This is a genomic window from Achromobacter sp. 413638 (assembly GCF_043119405.1).
Lineage (GTDB): Bacteria > Pseudomonadota > Gammaproteobacteria > Burkholderiales > Burkholderiaceae_B > Achromobacter.
Genome location: NZ_JBICCO010000024.1, coordinates 1 through 22,181, shown reverse-complemented (window position 1 = coordinate 22,181; position 22,181 = coordinate 1). Strand labels below are relative to the sequence as shown.

General features: G+C 65.6%; 22 protein-coding genes. 16 read left to right on the top strand and 6 right to left on the bottom strand.

Annotated features, from left to right (window positions below):
- Positions 1-195: 195 nt before the first annotated feature.
- The 7 genes from ACEU5R_RS12110 (at position 196) to ACEU5R_RS12080 (ending at position 4,997) form a co-directional block, all read left to right on the top strand.
- The gene (locus ACEU5R_RS12110) at positions 196-1,101 is read left to right on the top strand and encodes a hypothetical protein (protein WP_392410369.1); all 906 of its coding nucleotides are present in this window, start codon (positions 196-198) and stop codon (positions 1,099-1,101) included.
- Between the two features lie 148 nt (positions 1,102-1,249).
- Positions 1,250-1,825: an isochorismatase family cysteine hydrolase gene (locus ACEU5R_RS12105; RefSeq protein ID WP_392410367.1), complete on the top strand. Its 576-nt coding sequence runs from the start codon at positions 1,250-1,252 to the stop codon at positions 1,823-1,825.
- A gap of 43 nt (positions 1,826-1,868) precedes the next feature.
- A complete protein-coding gene (locus ACEU5R_RS12100) occupies positions 1,869-2,570 on the top strand; it encodes a hypothetical protein (RefSeq protein WP_392410364.1) in 702 nt (233 codons plus the stop codon).
- A gap of 124 nt (positions 2,571-2,694) precedes the next feature.
- Complete coding sequence (locus tag ACEU5R_RS12095) at positions 2,695-3,069, top strand: glutathione S-transferase N-terminal domain-containing protein (protein WP_103271901.1); 375 nt, start codon at positions 2,695-2,697, stop codon at positions 3,067-3,069.
- 16 nt (positions 3,070-3,085) lie between these two features.
- The gene (locus ACEU5R_RS12090) at positions 3,086-3,511 is read left to right on the top strand and encodes a hypothetical protein (RefSeq protein ID WP_392410361.1); all 426 of its coding nucleotides are present in this window, start codon (positions 3,086-3,088) and stop codon (positions 3,509-3,511) included.
- 182 nt (positions 3,512-3,693) lie between these two features.
- The gene (locus tag ACEU5R_RS12085) at positions 3,694-4,134 is read left to right on the top strand and encodes a GNAT family N-acetyltransferase (RefSeq protein ID WP_392410359.1); all 441 of its coding nucleotides are present in this window, start codon (positions 3,694-3,696) and stop codon (positions 4,132-4,134) included.
- Between the two features lie 671 nt (positions 4,135-4,805).
- Positions 4,806-4,997 carry a hypothetical protein gene (locus ACEU5R_RS12080; RefSeq protein ID WP_392410358.1) on the top strand — a complete coding sequence of 64 codons (192 nt, stop codon included), beginning with the start codon at positions 4,806-4,808 and terminating at the stop codon, positions 4,995-4,997.
- A 66-nt stretch (positions 4,998-5,063) separates the two neighbouring features.
- Here the strand turns inward: ACEU5R_RS12080 and ACEU5R_RS12075 are convergent, their stop codons facing one another.
- On the bottom strand, positions 5,064-5,678 hold the full coding sequence (locus ACEU5R_RS12075; protein ID WP_392410356.1) for an ATP-binding cassette domain-containing protein: 615 nt from the start codon (positions 5,676-5,678) through the stop codon (positions 5,064-5,066).
- A gap of 177 nt (positions 5,679-5,855) precedes the next feature.
- Between ACEU5R_RS12075 and ACEU5R_RS12070 the strand changes: the two genes are divergently transcribed.
- Positions 5,856-7,226 (top strand): Fic family protein, encoded by a 1,371-nt coding sequence (locus ACEU5R_RS12070; RefSeq protein ID WP_392410354.1) that lies wholly within the window; start codon positions 5,856-5,858, stop codon positions 7,224-7,226.
- Between the two features lie 355 nt (positions 7,227-7,581).
- Here ACEU5R_RS12070 and ACEU5R_RS12065 read toward each other — a convergent pair whose 3' ends face one another.
- Entirely contained in the window at positions 7,582-8,772 is a 1,191-nt protein-coding gene (locus tag ACEU5R_RS12065; RefSeq protein ID WP_103271896.1) for an acetylornithine transaminase, read from the bottom strand.
- Between the two features lie 207 nt (positions 8,773-8,979).
- Here ACEU5R_RS12065 and ACEU5R_RS12060 point away from each other — a divergent pair, with 207 nt between their 5' ends.
- Positions 8,980-9,945, top strand: a complete 966-nt coding sequence (locus ACEU5R_RS12060; RefSeq protein WP_392410351.1) for a Bug family tripartite tricarboxylate transporter substrate binding protein — start codon at positions 8,980-8,982, stop codon at positions 9,943-9,945.
- Between the two features lie 73 nt (positions 9,946-10,018).
- Here the strand turns inward: ACEU5R_RS12060 and ACEU5R_RS12055 are convergent, their stop codons facing one another.
- Entirely contained in the window at positions 10,019-10,276 is a 258-nt protein-coding gene (locus ACEU5R_RS12055; RefSeq protein ID WP_158658318.1) for a hypothetical protein, read from the bottom strand.
- 179 nt (positions 10,277-10,455) lie between these two features.
- On the opposite strand from ACEU5R_RS12055, the gene ACEU5R_RS12050 reads away from it, so the two are divergent.
- From ACEU5R_RS12050 to ACEU5R_RS12030, 5 genes are all read left to right on the top strand, one after another.
- On the top strand, positions 10,456-11,949 hold the full coding sequence (locus ACEU5R_RS12050; RefSeq protein WP_392410349.1) for a PAS domain S-box protein: 1,494 nt from the start codon (positions 10,456-10,458) through the stop codon (positions 11,947-11,949).
- A gap of 183 nt (positions 11,950-12,132) precedes the next feature.
- Positions 12,133-12,318, top strand: coding sequence for a CsbD family protein (locus ACEU5R_RS12045; protein ID WP_103271892.1), 186 nt, complete (start codon positions 12,133-12,135; stop codon positions 12,316-12,318).
- Positions 12,319-12,373: 55 nt separating this feature from the next.
- Complete coding sequence (locus ACEU5R_RS12040) at positions 12,374-12,739, top strand: hypothetical protein (protein ID WP_392410345.1); 366 nt, start codon at positions 12,374-12,376, stop codon at positions 12,737-12,739.
- Positions 12,740-12,804: 65 nt separating this feature from the next.
- Positions 12,805-12,903, top strand: a complete 99-nt coding sequence (locus ACEU5R_RS12035) for an entericidin A/B family lipoprotein (RefSeq protein WP_369869779.1) — start codon at positions 12,805-12,807, stop codon at positions 12,901-12,903.
- A 603-nt stretch (positions 12,904-13,506) separates the two neighbouring features.
- Positions 13,507-16,242 carry an autotransporter outer membrane beta-barrel domain-containing protein gene (locus ACEU5R_RS12030; protein ID WP_392410343.1) on the top strand — a complete coding sequence of 912 codons (2,736 nt, stop codon included), beginning with the start codon at positions 13,507-13,509 and terminating at the stop codon, positions 16,240-16,242.
- Positions 16,243-16,275: 33 nt separating this feature from the next.
- On the opposite strand, the gene ACEU5R_RS12025 is transcribed toward ACEU5R_RS12030, so the two are convergent.
- Positions 16,276-17,415, bottom strand: coding sequence for a DSD1 family PLP-dependent enzyme (locus tag ACEU5R_RS12025; protein ID WP_392410341.1), 1,140 nt, complete (start codon positions 17,413-17,415; stop codon positions 16,276-16,278).
- A gap of 489 nt (positions 17,416-17,904) precedes the next feature.
- On the opposite strand from ACEU5R_RS12025, the gene ACEU5R_RS12020 reads away from it, so the two are divergent.
- Together ACEU5R_RS12020 and ACEU5R_RS12015 are read left to right on the top strand one after the other, a co-directional pair.
- Positions 17,905-18,867 (top strand): TAXI family TRAP transporter solute-binding subunit, encoded by a 963-nt coding sequence (locus ACEU5R_RS12020; RefSeq protein WP_392410339.1) that lies wholly within the window; start codon positions 17,905-17,907, stop codon positions 18,865-18,867.
- Between the two features lie 326 nt (positions 18,868-19,193).
- A complete protein-coding gene (locus tag ACEU5R_RS12015) occupies positions 19,194-21,218 on the top strand; it encodes a TRAP transporter permease (protein ID WP_392410338.1) in 2,025 nt (674 codons plus the stop codon).
- A 105-nt stretch (positions 21,219-21,323) separates the two neighbouring features.
- Here ACEU5R_RS12015 and ACEU5R_RS12010 read toward each other — a convergent pair whose 3' ends face one another.
- Positions 21,324-21,626, bottom strand: a complete 303-nt coding sequence (locus ACEU5R_RS12010; RefSeq protein ID WP_103271885.1) for a DNA-binding transcriptional regulator — start codon at positions 21,624-21,626, stop codon at positions 21,324-21,326.
- Positions 21,610-21,993, bottom strand: coding sequence for a type II toxin-antitoxin system RelE/ParE family toxin (locus tag ACEU5R_RS12005; RefSeq protein ID WP_392410336.1), 384 nt, complete (start codon positions 21,991-21,993; stop codon positions 21,610-21,612). Before ACEU5R_RS12005 ends, ACEU5R_RS12010 begins: the two co-directional genes overlap by 17 nt.
- Positions 21,994-22,181: the final 188 nt, after the last annotated feature.

Sequence of the window (22,181 nt, the reverse complement as noted above, 5' to 3'; positions counted from 1 at the left end):
GCCAACGCGCTATAACTGGCCGCTGTCCCCATTGCAGACGGACACAATTGGCAAATGGTTGTCCGACGCGAAGCGCGACGGCTCATTAAGATGGCGTCGCATATCGCGGCATGCCGCCGGCGCAACCGGCACCGGCGTCATGAACCCGCCCGCCGCATGCCTCTCAACGCAGGCCCAAGAGCAGATCCTCCATCCATGAAAACGTTAAGGAAAGCCCGCCTCACCCCCCGCGCCGCGCTGCTGCGCACCACGATGGCGGGCCTGGCCGCGTCGGCCCTGGCCGCCGCCTTCAGCCCGGCCGCCCACGCCCTGGAACCCGTCAGCAACGCGGCGCGGCAGGACGTCGCCCAGGCCGCCGCCGTCGCGCCGCCCGACGTGCGCACCGTGATGCAATCGATCTACCAGGTCGACGGCCAGGGCAAGGATTCGTATGAAGTCGCCAATGGCAGTGTCGCCACCTACTGGTACGGCCATTCCTTCGACCTGAACGGCACGCGCTACTTCACCGGCTTCACCTGGGACACCCGCGAGCGCTACGGCAAGCCCGGCGAGGACGACGCCGGCCCCGACACCCAGGTCAATCTGGCCGAAGCCACCTACACGCTGACCGGCTCCACGCCCGACAAGCCCTGGCAGTTCCGCGGCATGACAAACACCATCGGCAACTTCGGCGCCTACGAAAAGCCCGAGTTCGTCGACCCCAAGCGCAAGCCCGTCGAATACCGCACGCCGGCCGGCAAGCTGGTGCTGGCCGTGCCCACCGACGGCTTCGACAACGGCACCAGCTTCACCGGCTACGCGCTGTTCGTCTTCAACCCCGGACCGCGTGACGAGCTCAAGGACAAGGTCTGGACCTACGTGGGCAGCGTCAACACCGGCAGCGACAACAGCGCGGCCTGCGCCGACGGCGACGTCATGCCCTGCGTCAGCAGCCAGGGCGAACTGAGCTTCGCCGCGCACGGCGGCAGCGACATGCCCCGCATCAGCATCAAGGTCAGCGGAACCACCATCACCGGGCCGGGCAAGACCCGCCAGCTCGGCGCGGCCGACACTGTCACCTACCACTACGACGCGGCCGGCAAGAAGTACGCCAGCCAGTAAGCGGCATCGCCGGCGCGGCCGTTCAGTACCGCGCCGGCCGACACGCAAGACGGGATGGGCATCACCCGCGATGCCCATCCCGTCATTGCATCCACCCCGTCAAAACACCGTGCTACAGTCGGCCGTCCTTCCTGTCGCGGAGCGGAGCATGAGCCCCCAGACCCCGGTTTTCGATCCATCACGTACCGCCTTGCTGGTCATGCATTACCAGACCGACATCATGGAACTGTTCCCGTCGGTCGCCCCCGCCTTGCTCTCCAATACCCGACAGCTGTGCGACGCCGCGCGGCACGCGGGCGTGGCCGTCTACTTCGCCAAGATCCACTTCAGCCCCGGCTATCCGGAAGTCAGCCCCTTGAACAAGAACGGACAGGGCATCAAGCAGCTGGGCCTGTTCGTGCACGACCGCATCTCGCCCGAGCTGGGGCAGCGCGACGACGAGCCGCTGATCATCGCCCACCGCGCCAGCGTGTTCTACGGCACCGACCTGCAAGTGCGGCTGTCGGCGCAAGGCATCGACACGCTGATCCTGGTCGGCGTCGCATCCACCGGCGTCATGCTGTCCACCATCGCGCACGCCAGCGACGCGGACTACCGGCTATATAGCGTCAAGGACTGCTGCTACGACCCGGACGCGGTGGTGCATGAACACCTGTTCGCCACTGCCTTCGAATCGCGCACCACGGTGCTGTCGCTGGCGGACGCCCTGGCGCTGCTGCGCTGACCGCCCCTGGCCCGCGCGCACCGCAAGCCCGCCGGAGACACGCATGGAGACCATCGAAGGCCAGACCTTCCTGATGAGCTACGACAAGGGCGGTTCGCACTTTCACGACCTGCACCTGCGCGATTGCACCTTCGACAACGGCGCGCTGTCGATGGTGAAGCATTCCAAGCGCATGTCGCGCGTGCGCAACCTGCGCCTGAGCCAGTGCAGCGCCATCAACTCGATGATCAAGCCCTGCGTCTTCGAGGACGTGCTGGTCGAAGACCTGTCCACCAACCCCATCCTGCTGGTGTGGGCCTCGTTCTTTCGCCGGGTCACGCTGCGCGGCAAGATCGGCAAGATCAATCTCAACCTCGTGCCTGAGGCCTTTTGCACGGACGCCGCCATCCTCGATCAATTCGCGCAGGCGCGCGCCGCGTTCTATGCCGAGACCGACTGGGCGCTGGACATCAGCGAGGCCAAGCTGCTGGGGCTGCGTTGCGAGGGCGTGCCGCTGCACCTGATCCGGCGCGATCCGCAGACGCAGGTCATTCTGGACAAGCAGGGCCGGTATCGCGGGCAGCAGGTGCTGGACCAGGGCTTCGCGCGGGCGTTTCCCGTGACGGACAGCGTGCTGCGCGGTTTCGATGAATCGGACACGCAGTCCATGCTGCTGACCGCCTCGCTGGGCGCGCCGAAAGCGCGGCGCGAGCAAGAGCAGGGCGCGATTGCCGAGCTGCGCAAGCTGGGGTTCGTGGAAGACTGAACGTCGCGCGCCAGCTTCGAGTCCTGCACGTGACATGACACAGGATGACGGACGACAGCTGCAATATTGGCAAGCGCCGCACAGAGTAGACTGATCCCCTGTCTCCCCGATCGAGTCCCTTTCCATGCTAGTCAAAGCCATACATGCCGGCCTGGCTCAAATCATCCTGCTGGGCGACGCCCTGACCCGGCCGCGCCCGCAACAGCGCTCGGCGCAAGGCCAGGCCAAGGTCAACGCCGAAGCGGCCCAGCTGTCGCTGTATCAATTCCACGCCTGCCCGTTCTGCGTCAAGACGCGGCGCGCCATGCGCAGGCTGAACGTGCCCATCACGCTGCACGACGCCAAGCGCGATCCCGAAGCGCGCGCGCGGCTGCTGGCGGGCGGCGGCAAGGTGAAGGTGCCGTGTCTGCGCATCGACGACGCGCAAGGCACGCGCTGGATGTACGAGTCCAATGACATCATCGCCTACCTCGAACAACGCTTCGCGGGCGTGGCCTGACGGGAGTTCATGGGGCATGATGCGCCGGACTTGTCTTTACCTCGTCAGCTTGGGCGCCGCAATCGCACTGGCCGGCTGCGACGACTCGTCGCTGGACCCCGCGCCGCCGGGATCGAAACTCAACGCCGAGACCATCGCCACGCGCGACACGCCGCCTGAGTTGCAGTTCAAGGGCACGCTGGCGGGGCAGCCCGTGTATCTGCTGATGCATAAATGCAAGGTGTACAAGGTCGAACCGGGCGCGGGCGAGAACGTGAAGTGGACGCTGGTGCTGGAAGGCGACTCGTCTCTGCTGCCGACCGTCTGCGTTCAGCAATCGCTGACCGAGAGCAAGGGCGTGGTGACCGCGTTTATTGGAAGGCAGGCGTTTGGAGCGGGAGGGTGTTGCACTGGGACGCCGGAGTATCGATCCAGGGATGGGGTGAATTGGAAGCCGCGTTGAGTGTGGGCTTGCTGTTCACGGAACCCTCAGAGGCAGGCCGGCTCCTGCCACTCGGCTATTGAATCGATATCGGCGCGCTGCGTTGTGCCGAATTTTTGGCCTTCGTCAACAACGGCTGTCCGTGCTGCGAACCCACGCGAGCCAGCTTCTTCCGTCTTTGTGCTTAGCAATAAGGCAACAACATGCAGGTCATCGTGCGAGATTTTGTAGAAACCGACCGGGACGCTCTGCGCCAGTTATTTGTCGTGTCCCGCGATGCCGCTTTCTCGTGGGCTGCCATTGGCAGCCATAAGCTTGAAGACTTTGATGTGAGCACTGCAGGTGAGCGGATTCTGGTGGCAGAGCATTCATACCGTCCCATCGGCTTTGCGTCTGTATGGCAGGAAGACAGCTTCTTGCACAACCTATTTGTTCATCCACGGTTTCAGGGGCTCGGGGTAGGAAAGATGCTATTGGCAGGCTGCGACAAGTACTTTTCCAGCGCGCCGACACTGAAATGCCTCAAAGCCAATGAGCGTGCCAAGCGGTTCTATCAGTCTCAGGGGTGGCGAGTACGTAGTGAAGCCGACGGTCCGGAAGGCCCGTATTTCCTTATGGAGGCCGACCCGCGCCAGCAGGTCTAGCTCCAGTCTTCGGCTCCAAGTTTTCACCTCATGCCGCGCAGTTTTCCCCTAGCTCATCCGCGTGGGCGAATCGATTGCGAATTGTCCAAGCCGCACTACATGCGCTCTATCGAATAGACATCGATCTCGCAAGGCCATCCTCCCATATGTCCGCATCCCATGTAGCCGGACTCTGCGTGCAGGCTGCCATGGGCAATTCCAAGGACTCTTACTCGCTTCCTGTTCCATCGCGAAAGCACACGTTCATTCGGTCGGAGACTGCCCGTCCCGCCGAACGCGAGCCAGACGCTGGATGGATAGAGAGCCAGCCCAGACCCGTGGCCCAGCTCACGTTGCTCCGCTTTAGGGAAATGAGAGATCGACTGGTCTTCGAAATCGAATGTCAGCAGCCCCAAGACAGCGACTGGCTTGGTGTGAAACTCTGAAATGCGATCAACTAGCTCGTTTACAGATAATGTCTCGTAATCCATCAACAATGTCCCGGTTGCCCGCTAACAATCGTAGCTATAGGCCGTGACCTGAAAACTGGGCTCAACACGAAGCCGAAATCCGTATGGCGTGGGGCGACTATTGTCGTACCGACCAGCAAACAAGTTCGCTGCCGCGAACTCGATATGTTTCCCCCGCTTGTCGTCCACGATCCGCGCGCCCGGACAATCCAGAAGATTCAGATGTATGACTGGCTCGCTGACACCATGGCAGCGCAGCGCCAGGTCAACGTCACCCTGCATCGGCCAGATGGTCAGGGTCAGATGCAATGGGCCTTGATCCAACGTGTAGCGATACGAAATGGCGTGGTCCTCTTCGACAGGGACTACGCCAAGTACATCGAGAAAATCGAGAGGTTCCCACGTAAAGGCTGACATGCGGAATGTGGTCGCGTTGTGGCGGCTAGGGCAATTGCATGGCCGGAAAACAGATCGTTGCGGCTAACGCAGCGCCGCCACATCGACGGTTCTCGCCTCGCAAGCCTGCACCAGTTCGGGATCATGGCTGGCAAACAACACGACGCGATCCCTGCCCCACGCCATGAATAGCTCGGCCAACACCGCGCGACCCCGAGCATCGAAACCATTGCTAGGTCCATCCGCAATCACCACCGCCGGATCCCCCAACGCCGCTGCCGTCACAAACACCTTCCGCCTAGTCCCCGTCGACATCTGCTCAAAGCGCTTGTCCAGATGCGGCTCCAGCCCCAAGTCATAGGCCAGCTCCAACGTGGCCTCATCCAGCGCCACGTTCTTCTCCGCCGCCACCCTCTCCAGCAATCCGCGCCCCGTCATCTCGGGAAACAGCAAGCAGTTATCCGGCACATAAGCCAGACGCCCCTTGGCCTGCGCCGGCGCATGGAGCATCGAGTGACCGTCGATCCACACATCCCCGCTATCCGGCGCGATCACGCCCGCGATGATGTTCAGCAGGCTGGATTTGCCGGTGCTGTCTTCTTCGCATAGCGCCACGCAGCCGGGCGTGAAGGTATGGGTCAGGCCCTGGAAGACGAGGTAGTCGCCGTAGCGTTTGCTGAGATTGTCGATTCGTAGCATGTGAGGGAGTTTATGCAGGAACACCAGAGGCGAAAGCAGAGAGACTCGCCTCCGTGAAGGATCGGGTCAAGGAGCAGCTCAAAATCAGACCAATTCAGCTCATTAAAGCTCAGAAATGGCTTTTTCTTGAGCTGATTACTGCTAAATTGAGCTGATTCGACTTGGCTTGATCACATCATGACCGTTCGCGAAGACATACTCCAGATACTCCGCGCCCGCCAATGGGAAGCGCGTCCGTGGCTGAGTTCCAGCGAACTGGCCGACAACATCGACACCAGCTGGTCCACCGTGAAACGTCAACTGGACGTCCTGCTCAAAGCCGGCATGGTGATACGCGAAGGGCGCGGCCGAGCCACGCGCTACAAGATCGCGGACCCGGCGGCTATCTGGACGTTTCCGACGCCCGACAATGCGACTCGGCTGGCTGAACCGGCGCCCATTGCCAACAGGATAATCTGGTCAGAGCAGGGATTGGCATTGCTGGCCCATCTCCGGCAACCGCTGGCATCGCGCACGCCGGTAGGCTATCAGCGCAGCTTCGTGGACGATTACGTTCCGAACCAGAGTTCCCTGTTGCCGCCCGCTCTGGCTCAGGCCTTGGCCGACGAAGGGCGCATGCAGGGCCAGCAACCTGCCGGCACGTATGCGCGCCGCGTGCTGGAACCGCTGTTGCTTGACCTATCCTGGTCATCCTCACGGTTGGAAGGCAACCGGTATTCGCTGTTGGCCACGCAAGAGCTCTTCAAGCGCGGCACGGCAGACAATGACCTGGACGCGATCATGCTGCTCAATCACAAGGCCGCCATCGAGTTCATGGTCGATGCCGTGCCCCTGCACGGCCTGACCTCTGCTGTCATTGGCAATCTGCACACGCTCCTGATGGAGCATCTGTTGGCTCACACCGACGGTCTGGGTCATGTCCGCCGTACCGTGGTCAACATCCGCGACACGACCTACATCCCTATCCAGGCGCCTGCGCTGCTGCAGGAAATGCTCGATCACATCGTGGAAAAAGCGCGGCTGATCAAGAATCCCGTGGAAGCGGCGTTCTTTCTCTGGGTGAACCTTGCTTACCTGCAACCCTTCGAGGACGGCAACAAGCGCACCAGCCGCTTGTCGGCCAACATTCCGCTGATGCTCTACAACTGCGCGCCGCTGTCCTTCCTGGACGTGGAGGCGCAGGACTACGCCTACGCCATGATGGGCGTCTACGAGCGCGGCGATGTCGCGCTCGCGGTGGATCTGTTCACCTGGTCTTATCGGCGCTCAATTCGTAAATACACCGTCCAGCTCGATGCGGCGGGCGTGCCGGATCCCGTTCGGCTGCGGTTTCGAGAGAAACTGAATGAAGCGATCAGCCGGGTAGTGCGTGCACGGCAGACCGCCGATGCGGCAGTGGCGGCGCTGGCCTTGCCTGAAGACGATGCGCGCGTGTTTCGTCCGATGTTGGCGGAAGAGTTGCGGGTGCTGGATCTGTACAACTGCGCGCGGTATCGATTGGCGATGGAGCAGGTGCAGGAATGGATCGAGGCGGGGCGACCGCAGTAACGTTCATTTTCGTCATACCGCGCAGCCGGAAAAGGCCAGCCTTGTTGTTCACTACCTTCCTGTCATGCCATAGCAGTTGACGACAAAGCGCCGGACAGTGCATGGAAATTTGCCGCCTTTTTTTTCGCCAGGCATTTCCTTTTCAAGCCATTGAAACTCAAGAACTTTCAATAGATTGACTCACGAATTCCACAAAAATTCTGCCGCTTTTTTTGCCGGTTTCTCTCACCCATTCATTCGGTTCACGTCCGACATGCAGCCGCGTTCAGGAACAGAATCCAGTCACCCAAAAACAAGGGCCGCGAATTCATCGCGGCCCTTGTCCATACTACTCAGGAATCAACGCAGCAGCGCCTTACTTACGCACCTGCGCAATCAACCCATCCAGCTGCGCCAGCATCGTATCAATCTCCTCAGCCGTCACATTCAACGCCGGCATGAAGCGCAGCAGATTCCCACGCGGCGCATTCAGCAGCAAGCCATTCGGCGACAACTTGCGCGCCGCCTCGACAATCGCCGGACCATCATCGCGATCCATCACCAGCGCGCGCAGCAGACCCATGCCGCGCTCACCCTGCATGCCGTACTTCGCCGACAGCGCCAGCAGGCCTTCCGACAGCTGCTTGGCACGCGCATTGACCGATTCCATGAAGCCCGGCGCGGCCAGCGCATCGAACACCGCGACGCCAACAGCCGCCATCAGCGGGTTGCCGTTATACGTGCCGCCCTGGTCGCCGTGCGAGAACACGCACACTTCCTGGCGCGCCAGCAGGGCGGCCAGCGGCACGCCACCGCCGATGCCCTTGGCCAGCGTCATGATGTCCGGCACCACGTCCGATTGCTGGTAGGCGAACATCGTGCCGGTGCGGCCCATGCCGGTCTGCACTTCGTCGACGATGAAGAGCAGCTTGTGCTCGTCGGCCAGCTTGCGCAGGCCCTGCATGAATTCCTTGGTGGCGGGGATGACGCCGGCCTCGCCCTGCACCGGCTCCAGCATGATGGCGACGGTCTGGTCGTCGATCAACTTGCGCACCGATTCCAGGTCGTTGATCTCGGCCTTGGGGAAGCCTTCGACCTGCGGGGCGAACATCTTGTCCCAGCCCGGCTTGCCCGACGCGGACATGGTCGCCAGCGTGCGGCCATGGAAGCCGTGGTTCATGGTGATGATCTTGTAGGCGCCCTTCTTGTTGACCTGGCCCCACTTGCGCGCCAGCTTGATGGCGCCTTCGTTGGCTTCGCCGCCGCTGTTGGCGAAGAAGACGCGGTCGAAGACCGACGCGCTGGTCAGGCGGGAGGCCAGCTCGATGGACGGCAGGTTGTAGAACGCCGGCGACGGGTTCATCAGCAGCTTGGACTGGTCCAGCAGGGCCTTCTGCATTTCCGGGGCGCTGTGGCCCAGGGTGTTGACGGCCCAGCCCTGGACGAAGTCCAGGTATCGCTTGCCCGCGTGATCCTCCAGCCAGGATCCCTGGCCTCGCACGAACACGAGGTCCGGGCGGGCGGTGATCTCCATGAGGGCGTTGACGTTGAACTGGCTGAATTCCATGGCGGTTCCTGCGGAATGAGGGTACAGGGTTGAAAGACGGGGAAACGCTAAATCGCGAATTTAGCACCGGCGGGGGGATGCTATCGTGACGCACCCCCTGCCGATCCGCCCCAGGCCGCCTCAAAAAGGCCGGCGACGCGGGCGCTCTATTTTATGCAACAGGCGCTACCCCGCGCGCAGACCTTCATCGCTTTTTACTGACCAATCATGAAACGTATTCTTTCCAGCCTCGCGGCTGGCCTGGCGCTGGCGGCCGCCGGCGCCCCGGCGCATGCCGAGTATCCCGACCGTCCCCTGCGCCTGATCGTGCCGTTCCCACCGGGGCAGGCGACCGACATCTTCGCCCGCGCGCTGGCCGAAAAGCTGGGCTCGGCGGTGAAGCAGCCGGTGGTGGTTGAAAACAGGGCCGGAGCCGGCAGCAATATCGGCATGGAGCAGGCAGCGCGCTCGGCGCCCGACGGCTACACGCTTGTGATCGCGGGCAGCGCGGCGGCGGTGAACCAGACGCTGTACAAGACCGTGAACTACAAGCTGCCGGACGATTTCGCGCCGGTGTCGGGCGTGTTCTCGGTGCCGCTGATGTTCCTGGCCACGCCGGCCTCGGGCATCCACTCGCTCAAGCAGCTGGTGGAGCAGGCGCGCGCCAAGCCGGGCGACCTGGCCTATGCCAGCGCGGGCATCGGCGGCACGCAGCACCTGTCGGCCGAGATGTTCAAGGCGGCGGCCCAGATCGACATCCGCCACATCCCGTACAAGGGCAGCGGCCCGGCGCAGGCGGATTTCCTGGGGCACCAGGTGCCGCTGATGGTGGACTCGGTGACCGCCGGCCTGCCGCATGTGCAGAACAAGAAGGCGGTGGCGCTGGCGGTGACGACGGCCAAGCGGCTGCCGCAGCTGCCCGACGTGCCGACGGTGGCCGAGTCCGGCTATCCGGGTTTCGAGGCGATCGGCTGGGCGGCGGTGCTGGCGCCTCGCGGCACGCCGCCGGAGGTGACGAACTATCTGAGCCAGCAGATCGGCCGCGTGCTGGGCACGCCCGAGATGCAGAAGTTCTTCCGCGACCGCGGCGCCGAGCCGATGCCGATGACGCCCGAGGCGACCGGCAGCTTCATCAGCGGCGAAGTGAAGAAGTGGGGCGAGGCGGTGAAGCAGTCGGGCGCGCAGGTCGACTGAACGCTGGCATCGTCTTGCAAACGGGCTGTCGCCGCGTTGCGGGACGGCCCGTTGCTTTATGGCCTCGCCATGCTCAGTGCAGGGCGTTCACATCGGGCCTGCCCGGATCGCCAGGCCGGCGGGGCTGGTCCGGGTTGTGCGGTTGCCGGGGATCTCCCGGTTGCCCCGGCTGGCCAGGCTCGCCGGGCTGCCCCGGTTGGTTAGGCTTGCCGGGCACTTCCGGCGGCACGCGGCCCGGTTGATTGTCGTCCTGCCCGGGTTTGCCTGGCTGCTGCTGCTGACCGGGGGCTTGCTTGGCCGGCGCGTCGCCGGGCGGATGAGTCGTGTTCATGGTGGTCTCCTGAAAATTCGCGCAAGGCGATACAGATGAGGGGCACGCATAACGAGCGCAGGACCACGATAGAAGCAGCTCGTAACCGCGCACAGAGCTCGCGGGACGAATTTATCTAGTACTTTCTTCCTACCTCCGGGCCGCGCCGCGCGGCCCGCCTCGCGCATCAGGGAGACAGGATGAAGAAGACCGCCACGGCGTTCACGACGGAACGCCGCCATCTGCTGGAGATCATCGACGGCCTGATCGAGGGCATCATCCTGCTGGACAACAACCGGCATATCGCCTGGGCCAACGACACGGCGCTGGCCATGCACGGCGCGGCGGACCTGGCGGGGCTGGGCGGCACGGCGGCCGGCTATCGCAAGGCGTACACGCTGCGCTACCGCAACAACCGCAAGCTGGACGCGGCGCAGTACCCGATGGATCGGGCGCTGGCGGGCGAGGCCTTCAAGGACATGGTGGTGGAAGTGTGCAGCCGGCGCGATCCGGATTTCCGCCGCATGCACCAGGTGCGCAACCTGGTGCTGAACGATGCGCAGGGCGCGGTGGAAGGCATGGTGCTGGTGGTGCTGGACGTGACCGAGCGCTACAGCGCGGAAGAACGATTCGAGCGCACCTTCAACGCCAATCCCGCGCCGGCGGTGATCTGCTCGCTGGCGGACCTGCGCCATGTGAAGGTCAACCAGGGCTTCCTGGAAATGACGGGTTACGCACGCCAGGACGTGCTGGACAAGACCGTGCGCGAACTCGACGTGCTGGGCGACACGCCGCAGCGCGAGGATGCGCTGCAACGGCTGGCCGAAGGCCGCACGATTCCGCAGACGGAGTCCTGCATCGCGGTGCAGGGCGGCAGCAAGCTGGTGGTGGTGGCGGGCCAGCCCATCGAGGTGGCCGAGCAGCCCTGCATGCTGTTCACCTTCAACGACCTGGAGCCGCGCCGCAAGGCCGAGACGGCGCTGCGCCACAGCGAACAGCGCTTCGCCACGGCGTTCCGGCTGGCGCCGGTGCCGATGACGCTTAGCACGGCGGAAGGCGAGCTGCTGGAGGTCAACGACGCCTTCGTCGCCACCACCGGCTACGACGCCGCGACGCTGTCGCGCGACGAGGACGCGCTGGCGCGGCTGTGGACCGATCCGCGCGCCTACGACCGCGCCATGGCCTCGCTGGAGCAGGGCGCCAGCGTGCGCAGCCTGGAAATGGCGCTGCGCACGCGCGAGGGCGCGCTGCTGGACTGCCTGCTGTCGGCCGCGCCGGTGAAGATCCAGGACCTGCCCTGCGTGCTGGGCGCGATCCAGGACATCACCGAGCGCAAGCGCAACGAACTGGAGCTGATGGAGGCCATCGAGACGGTGATGCAGGACACCTCCTGGTTCAGCCGCACCGTGATCGAGAAGCTGGCGCAGATCCGCGCGCCCGGCGCGCCGCAGTCGCAGGGCGAGCTGGCCGACCTGACGCGGCGCGAGCGCGAGATCCTGGGCCTGATCTGCGACGGCCACACCGACGCCGAGATCGCGGCCACGCTGCACCTGTCGCGCAACACGGTGCGCAATCATGTGGCGGCGCTGTACGGCAAGCTGGACGTGCACCGGCGCAGCGCCGCCATCATCTGGGCGCGCCAGCGCGGCATCGTGGGCTACGAGAAACCGCCGCGCAAGCGCGCGGGGAAGTAGGCGCGGCGCGGGCAGGCTGCTCGGGCGCCATCCATCAAACAAGTAGAAAAGTACCAGTCGATCTGGTGCGTGCGTTTCTTACGCGCGCGCGCCGCCATTCCTATATTGGGTTCGTCCGCGGCCACGGCCTGCAAGCCGCCCGGCGCGCGATTTCCCCGCAACTGGAACCCAAGGAGCAACCCCATGGACAACGACCGCATCAAAGGCGCCGCCAAGGAAGTGAAGGGCGCGATCAAGGAAACGGCCGGCAAGCTGACCGGCAACCGCCAGACGGAAATCGAAGGCAAGGCCGAGAAGGCCGTCGGCAAGGTGCAGCGCAATGTCGGCGAGGCCAAGGACAAGGTCCGCGACGCGCTGGACAAGAAGTAGGAAGGACGCGCGCCAGCCCGTTCTCGTTCTTCGCACTGACAGGAGTTCACCGATCATGAAGCACTACCGAAACGCCGCCCTGGGCCTGGCCCTGGCGCTGGGCGCCGCGCTGGCGCCGGTCCATGCGCAAGGCACCGCCATGTCCCAGGACCAAATCGACGCGCGCTACGACGCCGCCAAGAAGCAATGCGACGCCCGCAGCGGCGACTCCAAGGATCTTTGCCTGAAACAGGCGCGCGCCGACAAGGACGTGGCCGAGGCGCAGGCCAAGGCCGGCAAGCAGAAGGCCGAGGCCAACCACGACGCGGCCAAGGCGCGCCAGGACGCGGACTACGACGTGGCCAAGAAGAAGTGCACAGCCATGTCCGGCGATGCCAAGGACGCCTGCCTGGCCGAAGCCAAGACGCGCTACGGCAAGTAAGGCATCGGCACATGAACGCAACAAGGAGAACCGCAATGGCGCAACGGATCTGGATCGTGCTGGTCATGGCCGTGGCCGGCATGACGGCGGGCTGCAACACGGTCGAAGGTGCCGGCAAAGACATCGAACGTGGCGGGGAGAAGATCCAACAGCAGGCACGCTGATCGCCCCGTAGCAACCTGGCCTTGCCGCCGGCGCGCCTTGTGCGCGCCGGCGTTTTTTTCGGCGGCCGCGCCTGTCGCCGGGCATCCCCCGCGAATCCGCGCAGGCGCGCACATCACGACACGCCCCGCGCGCCACGCCTACCGGCTTCCCGCCATGGCGCGCCTGCGCCCGACCACTTTAAGAAAATTCCTACTCACAAGTCCGGCCCGCATCGCAAGAATGCAGCAATGAATACCCGAATGCCGGCAGGACCACGGATTTTCTCGCTCGACACAGAGACGCCGCACCCACTCATGGCGCCACTGCCCTCAAGTCCGCTCCTTCCGGGCGAACCGTAACTCGCGGGTTGCGGCAAGCCATGGTCGCGCCAGCGGCCACCCGCCCGCCCCCATCCCGGCCTCTCGTTTCAACCGCGCGCTGTCCGCTCGCGCATTTCGCGTTCCCGCCCGCTCGGCGGCATCCGCATGACCTCCTGATTGTCAGGCATTGCAAGGTATCGGACCGGGCTGATTTCCTCGTGGCGCCGCAATCGCGAGACTCAAGCCAGGTGAGCAACGCGAAGCTTGTGGAGCGCCGCCCATTTCGCAACCAGGAGAATCCTCATGAAGCCCGGCAAACACCTGCTGCTCCCCGTCTTTTATTTGCTGGCCGCCAGCGCGGCGTGGGCGGACGATTGCAGCGTTGCGGGAAATGCGCTGTCCTGCGCGCCTGACGGAACCTACAACCCGGCGGACCATGGCGGCAAGGGCATGCAGGACTATGCATCCGTCTCGCTGGAAACCACGGCCGCCAACCGCCACGGCTACGCGCAGTACTCGGGTCAGGTCCAATTCAACGATCTCGCGGTCACCACGTCCGGCAGCAGCGCGGACGGCATCCGGCTCATGAACTGGGGCCCGACGGTCAGCTTCGACAATCTGACGGTCACCACCACGGGCCTGAGCGCGGACGGCATCAACCTGGGCCGGGACAATTCCGCGGGACGCGTCACGGTGAACAAGAAGGCGACCATCAACGTGGCCCAGGGCATGGGCGCCCGCGCCTCGTCCGCCGCGCCCGGCTATGGGGACGGCGCGCACATCATCACGTTCAACGGCAGTTCGGAAATCCGCACGCAAGGCGACGGTTCCTTCAATGGCGGCCACGCGGTGTACGCGGGCGTGGACGCCGGCTGCGGCGCCGGGCTATTCCAGTGCAAGTCGATGGGCGCCGCCGAAGTGCGGCTGCTGGGCGGCGCGAACGATGTCCACCAGATCGCCACCACCGGAAACCAGGCGAACGCCGTCTACGCGGCGGGACGCGGCTTCATCCAGGCGGGCAACCTGGACATCGAAACCTCGGGCGCGGCCGCGCACGGCATCGCCGCGCGGCGGCTGCCGGGTCTTTACTACAACGGGCTCGCCGACATCGGCGGACAGGACTACGCAGGCAGCGTCGAGCTGACGGGAAACGTGTCGGTCCGTACTTCCGGCGCGGGCGCGTATGCGTTCTACGCGGACAGCTACAGCGCCGCCTCGGGGCAGGACTCGCAGGGAACGGTCGCCGCCATTCGCTCATATGACAGCGCGACGGGCTTGCCCGTCATCGACAAGGTCTACCGTGTGACGGGCGACATGCTCGCCACCCGCTCCGGCGTGATCGACCTGCGCATGGGCAATGCCAGCCGCTACACGGGCGCCACGACCATTACCGACAACGGCGTGCTGAACCTGGCCATCGCCGGCGGCGACAGCGTCTGGCGCATGACGCGGGACTCGAGCCTGAGCGCCGTGACGCTGTCATCCGGCGCCACGCTGGCGCTGGCCGATGCGGCCGCGCCCGTCAACGCGCTCACCCTGCGCGGCACGGTGCTGAACCAGGGCGGCCTGATTGACCTGGCGGGCGGGCGCGGCACGGCGGGCAACCGCCTGACCATCATCGGCGACTACGCCGGCCAGGCAGGCACGGTCTTGCTGCGCACCGTGTTGGGCGGCGATGATTCGCTCACCGACCGCCTCGTGATCGACGGCGGCGCGGCCACCGGCGACACGGGCCTGCTTATCCTCAATACAGGCGGCGCGGGCGCACAGACCCAGCAGGGCATACGCGTGGTGCAGGCCATCAACGGCGCGCGCACCGCCGCCGACGCCTTTCATCTGGACACAGGGTCCACGGGCTATCGCGCCGGCACCGGCACGCTGGCCGCCGGCGGATACGACTACAGCCTGGTGCGCGGCGGCAGCGGCGGCGTCGAGTCCGACTGGTATCTGACTTCGCAGGCCACGCCGCAGCCGCCTGTACAGCCTCCCGTTCAACCGCCGGTCCAGCCCCCCGTGCAACCGCCGGTCCAGCCCCCCACGCATACGGATCCGCCCGAGGCCGGCGACAGGAACGTGTCTCCCGAAAGCGGCGCGTATGCCGCCAACCAACGGGCCGGCATGACGCTGTTCTCGCACAGCCTGCACGATCGCCAGCCGGTGCCGGTCGACGCGAACGCGTCGGACCATCGACGCATGCTCTGGACCCGCGCGGTCGGTCGCCGCGATCACGGTCTGCGCATGGCCGAAGGCCGGGTTTCCATCGACAGCGACAGCTACGTGATGCAGATAGGCGGCGACCTGCTGCACGCGCAGGCGGGCCATGACGGCGCGGTCCGCGTCGGCCTGATGGCCGGCTACGGCGAAGCCCGCGCCGACTCCGTGTCCACGTTGATCCGTCCCGACGGCGCGGTCCGCGCCCGGGCGCGCGGCAGGACGTCCGGCTACGCCGGCGGCCTGTATGGCACCTACCATGCCGACGAAGCCAGCCGGCTGGGCGCCTATGCGGATGCCTGGATCCAGTTCGGCCGTTATGACAACCGGGTCGGCAGCGACCTGGGTACCGCCCGCTATGCATCGCGCGTCTGGTCCGCGTCGCTGGAAGGCGGCTACGCGGTCAAGCCGTTCGCGCCTGACAGCGCGCTGGCCAACCTGGTGATCGAGCCACACGCCCAGATCATCCACGCCCGCTACCGCGCCAACGACGCCACATTGCAGGACACCCGCATGCGCAGCGGCCGCAACCGCGCGACGCTGCTGCGCGGCGGCGTGCGCCTGTACCCCGGGCTCGCGGCCGACAAGAATCCTGGCGCGATCCGCCCCTTTGTCGAGGCCAACTGGCTGCGCCGCGACGCGGCGCCGTCCGTCCGGATGGACGACAACACACTGGCCACCGCCGCGTCACGCAACGCGCTCGAACTCAAGCTGGGCATGGACGCCCAAGTGACCCGGCGCACGCAAGTGTCGGCCCAGCTCATCGGACAGTTCGGCGGAGGCGAGCGCGGCTATGGCGGCATGCTCAATCTTTCCCATGCCTGGTGACAGGCATCGCGGGCAGGCGCGCGGGCCGCGCCCTCAGCGCGAATACCCGCGCGCCGAAATCTCCCAGATATCCTCCACCACGCCGTCCCGGAACACCACCAGCCCGTCATGCAGGTTGAAGGTCGGATCGACGTGCGCCGGCACCAGCCGCAGCACCGCGCCCAGCTCCGGCGCTGCGGCGCCGGGCTCGACGCGCACCACGCTGTGCTCGTCGTTGATGGCGGTGCAGGTCAGGCCGGGCTCGCCGTAAACGGCGGGCGGGCCGCATTCGGCGGAGGCGGACTTCAGGCCGGCGTCGAGCACGGCGCGATCGGGCGCGGGCGTGCTCATCACGGTGGACAGCAGGAACAGACTGTGCTGGAACGTCAGCGGTCCGCCCCATTCGTTGGCGCCGTAGTCGCCGTCCATGAAGGCGTAGGAACCGGCCTGCAGCTCGGTGTAGACGCCGCTGGCGGCATCGAACTCGACGCTGCCGGTGCCGCCGCCGGTGATGGTGTCGCAGGCGATGCCGCTTTCGCGCAGCAGCTGGGCATAGGACGCGGCGATGCGCGCGGCGTCGCGGCAGATGCGGGCGCGTTCCTCGCGGCCGCGGGCGTGCTGGACCGAGCCGTGATAGGCCTGCAGGCCGGCGAAGTTGACGCCCGGCAGGTCGCGCGCCTGCTGCGCCAGGGCCAGCACGGTGGCCTCGTCGGACGCGCCGCAGCGGCCCTGGCCCACGTCGATCTCGACCAGCACATCGACCTCGACGCCGGCGCCGGCCATGGTCCGCGAGATCTGCGCCAGGTTGGCGGCGTTGTCGACGCAGACGCTGATGCGCGCGGCGCGCGCCAGCTGGGCCAGCAGCGCCAGCTTGGCCGGGCCCACCACCTCGTTGCTGATGTGGATGTCGCGCACGCCGGCGGCGACAAAGGGCAGGGCCTCGCTGACCTTCTGACAGCAGATGCCGCGTGCGCCCAGCGCCAGCTGGCGCAGCGCGACCTGGGGACACTTGTGGGCCTTGGCGTGGGGCCGCAGCGCCACGCCGTGGCGGTCGGCCCAGGCCTGCATGACGCGCAGGTTGGCTTCGAAGGCCGCCAGGTCCAGCGCCAGGCTGGGCGTGTCGACGCGCGCCAGCGGATCGCCGGGCTGGGCGGCGGGAGGCAGCGCTATGCCGCGTATGACTTCCTGGGACATCGGGATGGCTCCGTTTTTTCGTTCGAACATTCAACAATCAGGCGGCTGACGACTGCGGGCGATGCGTGGGGAAAAGCGGCAGGGCGGCATGCCGGCGATACAGGCACGAACACGCGGCTCGTCATAACCAAAGCGCGCCTGTCCATAACCAAACCGCGAGCCTACCCCCAGGTAAACCATAGCCCCGCGGCCATTGGCGGGGCGGGGACAGCATGACAGAATTTCATCACAACAAACGCCCCCGCGCTTGCCTGTTCATCAGGCCTGACAAAAGGGGCTTTTCCGCTTCGGGCCATGGCGCGCGGCGGAAAGATATCAAGGGGAACGGACGGCCCGCGCGACGGAGATGACGCAAGGGCCCTGTGCCGACATGCCGCCCTCGGGCTCCGCCCCAAGGCGCAGCGCGGCATGCAGGCATCGTCCTTGCCGGCGGCGTGGCCGCGGCAAGGAATACCGACTCAGAGCACACACAGAACCGGAGAAGCTCGCATGAAACTCAAGAAGTGGATCACCACCCTGACCCTCGCCGCGGCCGCCGTCGGCGTCGCCGGCGCCGCGCAGGCGCAACAGTTCTTCCGTATCGGCACCGGCGGCACCGCCGGCACCTACTACCCGGTAGGCGGCATCATCGCCAACGCGGTGTCGCAGCCGGGCAAGCTGATCGCCACGGCGGTCGCGTCCAATGGCTCGGTGGCCAACATCAACGGCATCCTGGGCGGCTCGTTCGAGGCCGGTTTCACGCAGTCGGACGTGGCGTTCTGGGCCTATAGCGGCACCGGCACCTTCGACGGCAAGCCCAAGGCCCAGGATCTGCGCCTGATAGCCACCCTGTATCCGGAAAGCATCCACCTGGTGGCGCGCAAGGGCTCGGGCATCAAGAGCGTGGCCGACCTGAAGGGCAAGCGCGTGTCGATGGACGAGCCCGGCTCGGGCACGCTGGTCGACGTGCGCCTGATCCTGGGCGCCTACGGCATGACCGACAAGGACATCAAGGCCGAGTACCTGAAGCCCAACCAGGCCGGCGACAAGCTCAAGGACGGCGGCCTGGACGCGTTCTTCTTCGTCGGCGGCGCGCCGGCCGGCGCCATCGCCGAGCTGGCCTCCAGCGGCGCGGGCATCGAGATCGTGTCGCTGGTCGGCCCCGAGATCGACGCGCTGCGCGCCAAGCAGGAATTCTTCACGCCCGACACCATCGCCGCCAACACCTACCAGAACGTGGGCGAGGTCAAGACCATTTCCGTCAACGCGCAGCTGGTGAGCTCGGCCAAGGTGCCGGAGGCCGTGGTCTATGAAGTGACCAAGGCGCTGTACAGCGACGCCACCCGCAAGACGCTGGACAACGGCCACGCCAAGGGCAAGCTGATCACGCGCGACAACGCGATCAAGGGCGCGGGCATTCCGTTCCATCCGGGCGCCGAGAAGTTCTACAAGGAAATCGGCCTGCTGAAATAGGCCACCCCCGAGGCGCCTGTGGCGCCTCCCCCTCAAGGGGGCCCGCTGGCGGACCGGCGGAGCCGGATCCGCTGCGGTGCGATCGGGGAGCGCCGGAGGCTTGCGTCGGGTATGCCGCGAGGCTCAATCGATTGGCTGCCCGCATAGGGCCCGGAGCTTGGCGCGCCAATGCAGGATCCGAAGCAGCAGACCAAGTGGCAAGCCAGTAGGTACACATCAGCAAGCACACATGCCAGCCACGCGGGCATGTCCGGCGCGGTATGCGTCGCATGGGCAGGGCCGCCGCGAGCGGCCCTGTTTGTGGAATCACCCAGAGAAATACGGCTATGGAAATAGACCACGATAAGACCCAGCAGCTGGCGGAAAAGTACGATTCGGAAATCCGCTTCCGGCCGCTGGACAAGACCGCCACCTGGATCGTCTCCGGGCTGCTGGTGGCGCTATCCCTCTTTCATTACTACACCGCCGGCTTCGGACTGTTGCGCGAGGCGACGCATCGCGGCGTGCACCTGGCCTTCGTGCTGAGCCTGATCTTCCTGGTGTTCGGCTTCTCGAAGTCGCACTACCAGCGCCAGCCCAAGTCCACCTGGTTCGCCCCCGGCGGCGTGCCGCTGTACGACTGGGCCATGGCGATCGCGCTGGCGCTGTCGGTGCTGTACATCCCCTACATCTTCGAGGACCTGGCGTTCCGCGTGGGCAATCCCTTGCCGGTGGACGTGCTGATGGGCTCGATCCTGCTGGTGGGCCTGCTGGAAGCCACGCGCCGCGCCATGGGCTGGCCGCTGCCCATCATCGCGCTGGTGTTCATGGCCTATGCCATGTTCGGGCCGTACTTCCCAGGCCTGCTCAAGCACGCGGGCAATACCTGGCCGCAGATCGTCAACCACATGTACCTGACCAGCCAGGGCGTGTACGGCGTGGCGGTGGGCGTGGTGGCGACCTACGTGTTCCACTTCGTGCTGTTCGGCGTGCTGGCCACGCGCATCGGCCTGGGCCAGCTGTTCCTGGACGTGGCCTCGACCATCGCCGGCCGCTACGCGGGCGGCCCGGCCAAGGTGTCGGTGTTCGGCTCGGCCATGTTCGGCATGCTGTCGGGCTCGTCGGTGGCCAACGCGGTCACGGTGGGCTCGCTGACCATCCCGGCCATGATCCGCATCGGCTATCCGAGGCACTTCGCCGCCGGCGTCGAGGCCGCCAGCAGCACGGGCGGGCAGATCACGCCGCCCATCATGGGCGCGGCCGCATTCCTGATGATCGAGTTCCTGGGCATCCCATACCAGCAGATCGCCATCGCCGGCATCTTCCCGGCCTTCCTGTACTTCTTCGGCATGTTCATGCAGGTCCACTTCGAGGCCAAGCGCGAAGGGTTGCGCGGGCTGACGAACGAGGAAATGCCCAAGCTGCGCGAGTCGTTCAAGAAGCGCTGGCCGACGCTGATCCCGCTGATCCTGCTAATCGGCGTGCTGGCCAGCGGCCGCACGCCGTACCTGGCGGCCTTCGCCGGCATCACGGGCTGCATCATCGTGGGCCTGCTCAATCCGTTCCAGCGCCTGCGCCTGCGCGACCTGTACGAGGCCTTCGAGACCGGCGCCAAGTACGCGCTGGCGGTGGGCGCGGCGGCGGGCACGGTGGGCATCGTGATCGGCGTGGTCACGCTGACGGGCGTGGGCTTCAAGATCTCGTACATCGTGATCTCGGCGGCGCAATCGCTGGCGGGCGGGGCCTCGGCCTTCATCCCGGAAGCGATCGCCAACATGCAGACGCTGACGCTGATCGCGGCGCTGATCATGACCGGTCTGGTCTGCATCCTGATGGGCTGCGGCATTCCCACCACGGCCAACTACCTGATCATGGTGGCGGTGGCCGCGCCCACGCTGGTGCAGCTGGGCGTGCAGCCCATCGCGGCGCACTTCTTCGTGTTCTATTTCGGCATCCTGGCGGACATCACGCCGCCGGTGGCGCTGGCGGCCTATGCGGCGGCGGGCATGGCGGGCAGCGATCCGTTCAAGACCGGCAATACGGCCTTCAGGCTGGGCATCACCAAGCTGATCGTGCCTTTCGTGTTCGTGTTCTCGCCGTCGCTGCTGATCTCGGTGCAGGGCTTCACCTGGTACGACTTCTTCGTGACCCTGGTCGGCTGCATGGTCGGCCTGGTGCTGCTGTCGGCAGCCTTCTCGCGCTACATGCTGGTCGGCATGAAAAGCTGGGAACGCTGGCTGTGCACGGTGGGCGCGCTGCTGACCATCATCCCCGGCCTGATGAGCGGGCTGATCGGTCTGGCCATCTGCATCCCGGTATTCATCCGGCAGCTGGCGGAGCTGAAGCGGGAAAGCGCGTTGCGGCCGGCTTGAACCTGGCCGGTGCTGGGGCCGATGCGGCCCCAGCCTTGCCAACGTCGATACGCTTCGTTAACAGTCGCAAGCCATCGGCCTGCGGCCACGCGGCACCGCAGGCCATCAGAGAATAGCCTGCAGCCCCTTGTCCGCGATGACATTGAGCAGCTTGAGCGCGGGGCCGGCAGGGCGGGTTTCGCCCTGCTCCCACTTGCGCACTGTCGAAGCGGTGGTGTGCAAATGCAGCGCGAACACTGGCTGGCTGAACTTCAGGGAGTCGCGCAGGCGCTTGATGTCGGCCGCCTCGAATTCCCGCACCGGCGCTGGACAGATCGCGTCGAACTGACGCATCGTCACCTTGCTGATCGCGCCCGCTTCGTGCAGCGCAGCCAGGTCGCCACGCAGGGATTCAATGATCTTGCTCACAAGGTACCTCCAGTAGCACGCCCAGGCTCAGGGCAGTCGCAAGCGCATCGGCGGACAGCTCCAGGAACACCTTGCCCGCCAATTGCAACGCCTGCGTTTCTTCCCTTGTGATGTTCGCCTTGTCGCGCTTGGGAAACCCGTGCAGGAATATGTGGCGCTTGCCGATCCGGGCCGACAGCAGGGTTCGATAGCCGCCGCGCTTGCCTGCGCCGCAGCGGGCGACCCGGTGCTTGTAGAGGCCACCGCCCAGATTCGCATCGACCAAGCCGCTCTCCATCTCCTGAACCGCCTTGCACAACGCAGCGTCGGCCAATTTCTCGCGTGCCTGCCAGCGCGCAAAATCCCTGCGTTTGAAAGTACGCGTCATCACTATCCCCAAACTATACCCGAAACGGGTATAGTTTTCGATACTCATAAATCGGAGTTACTGCTAGTGCGGCAACTGTGAACTTAGCCCAGGAGCATCGCCTTCTGCCTGGCGACAGTGAGCATTTCGTCCCTCCGACACAGGCTCAGCAACAGGCCTATGCCCGTTGTAATAGCACTGCGAAAAAA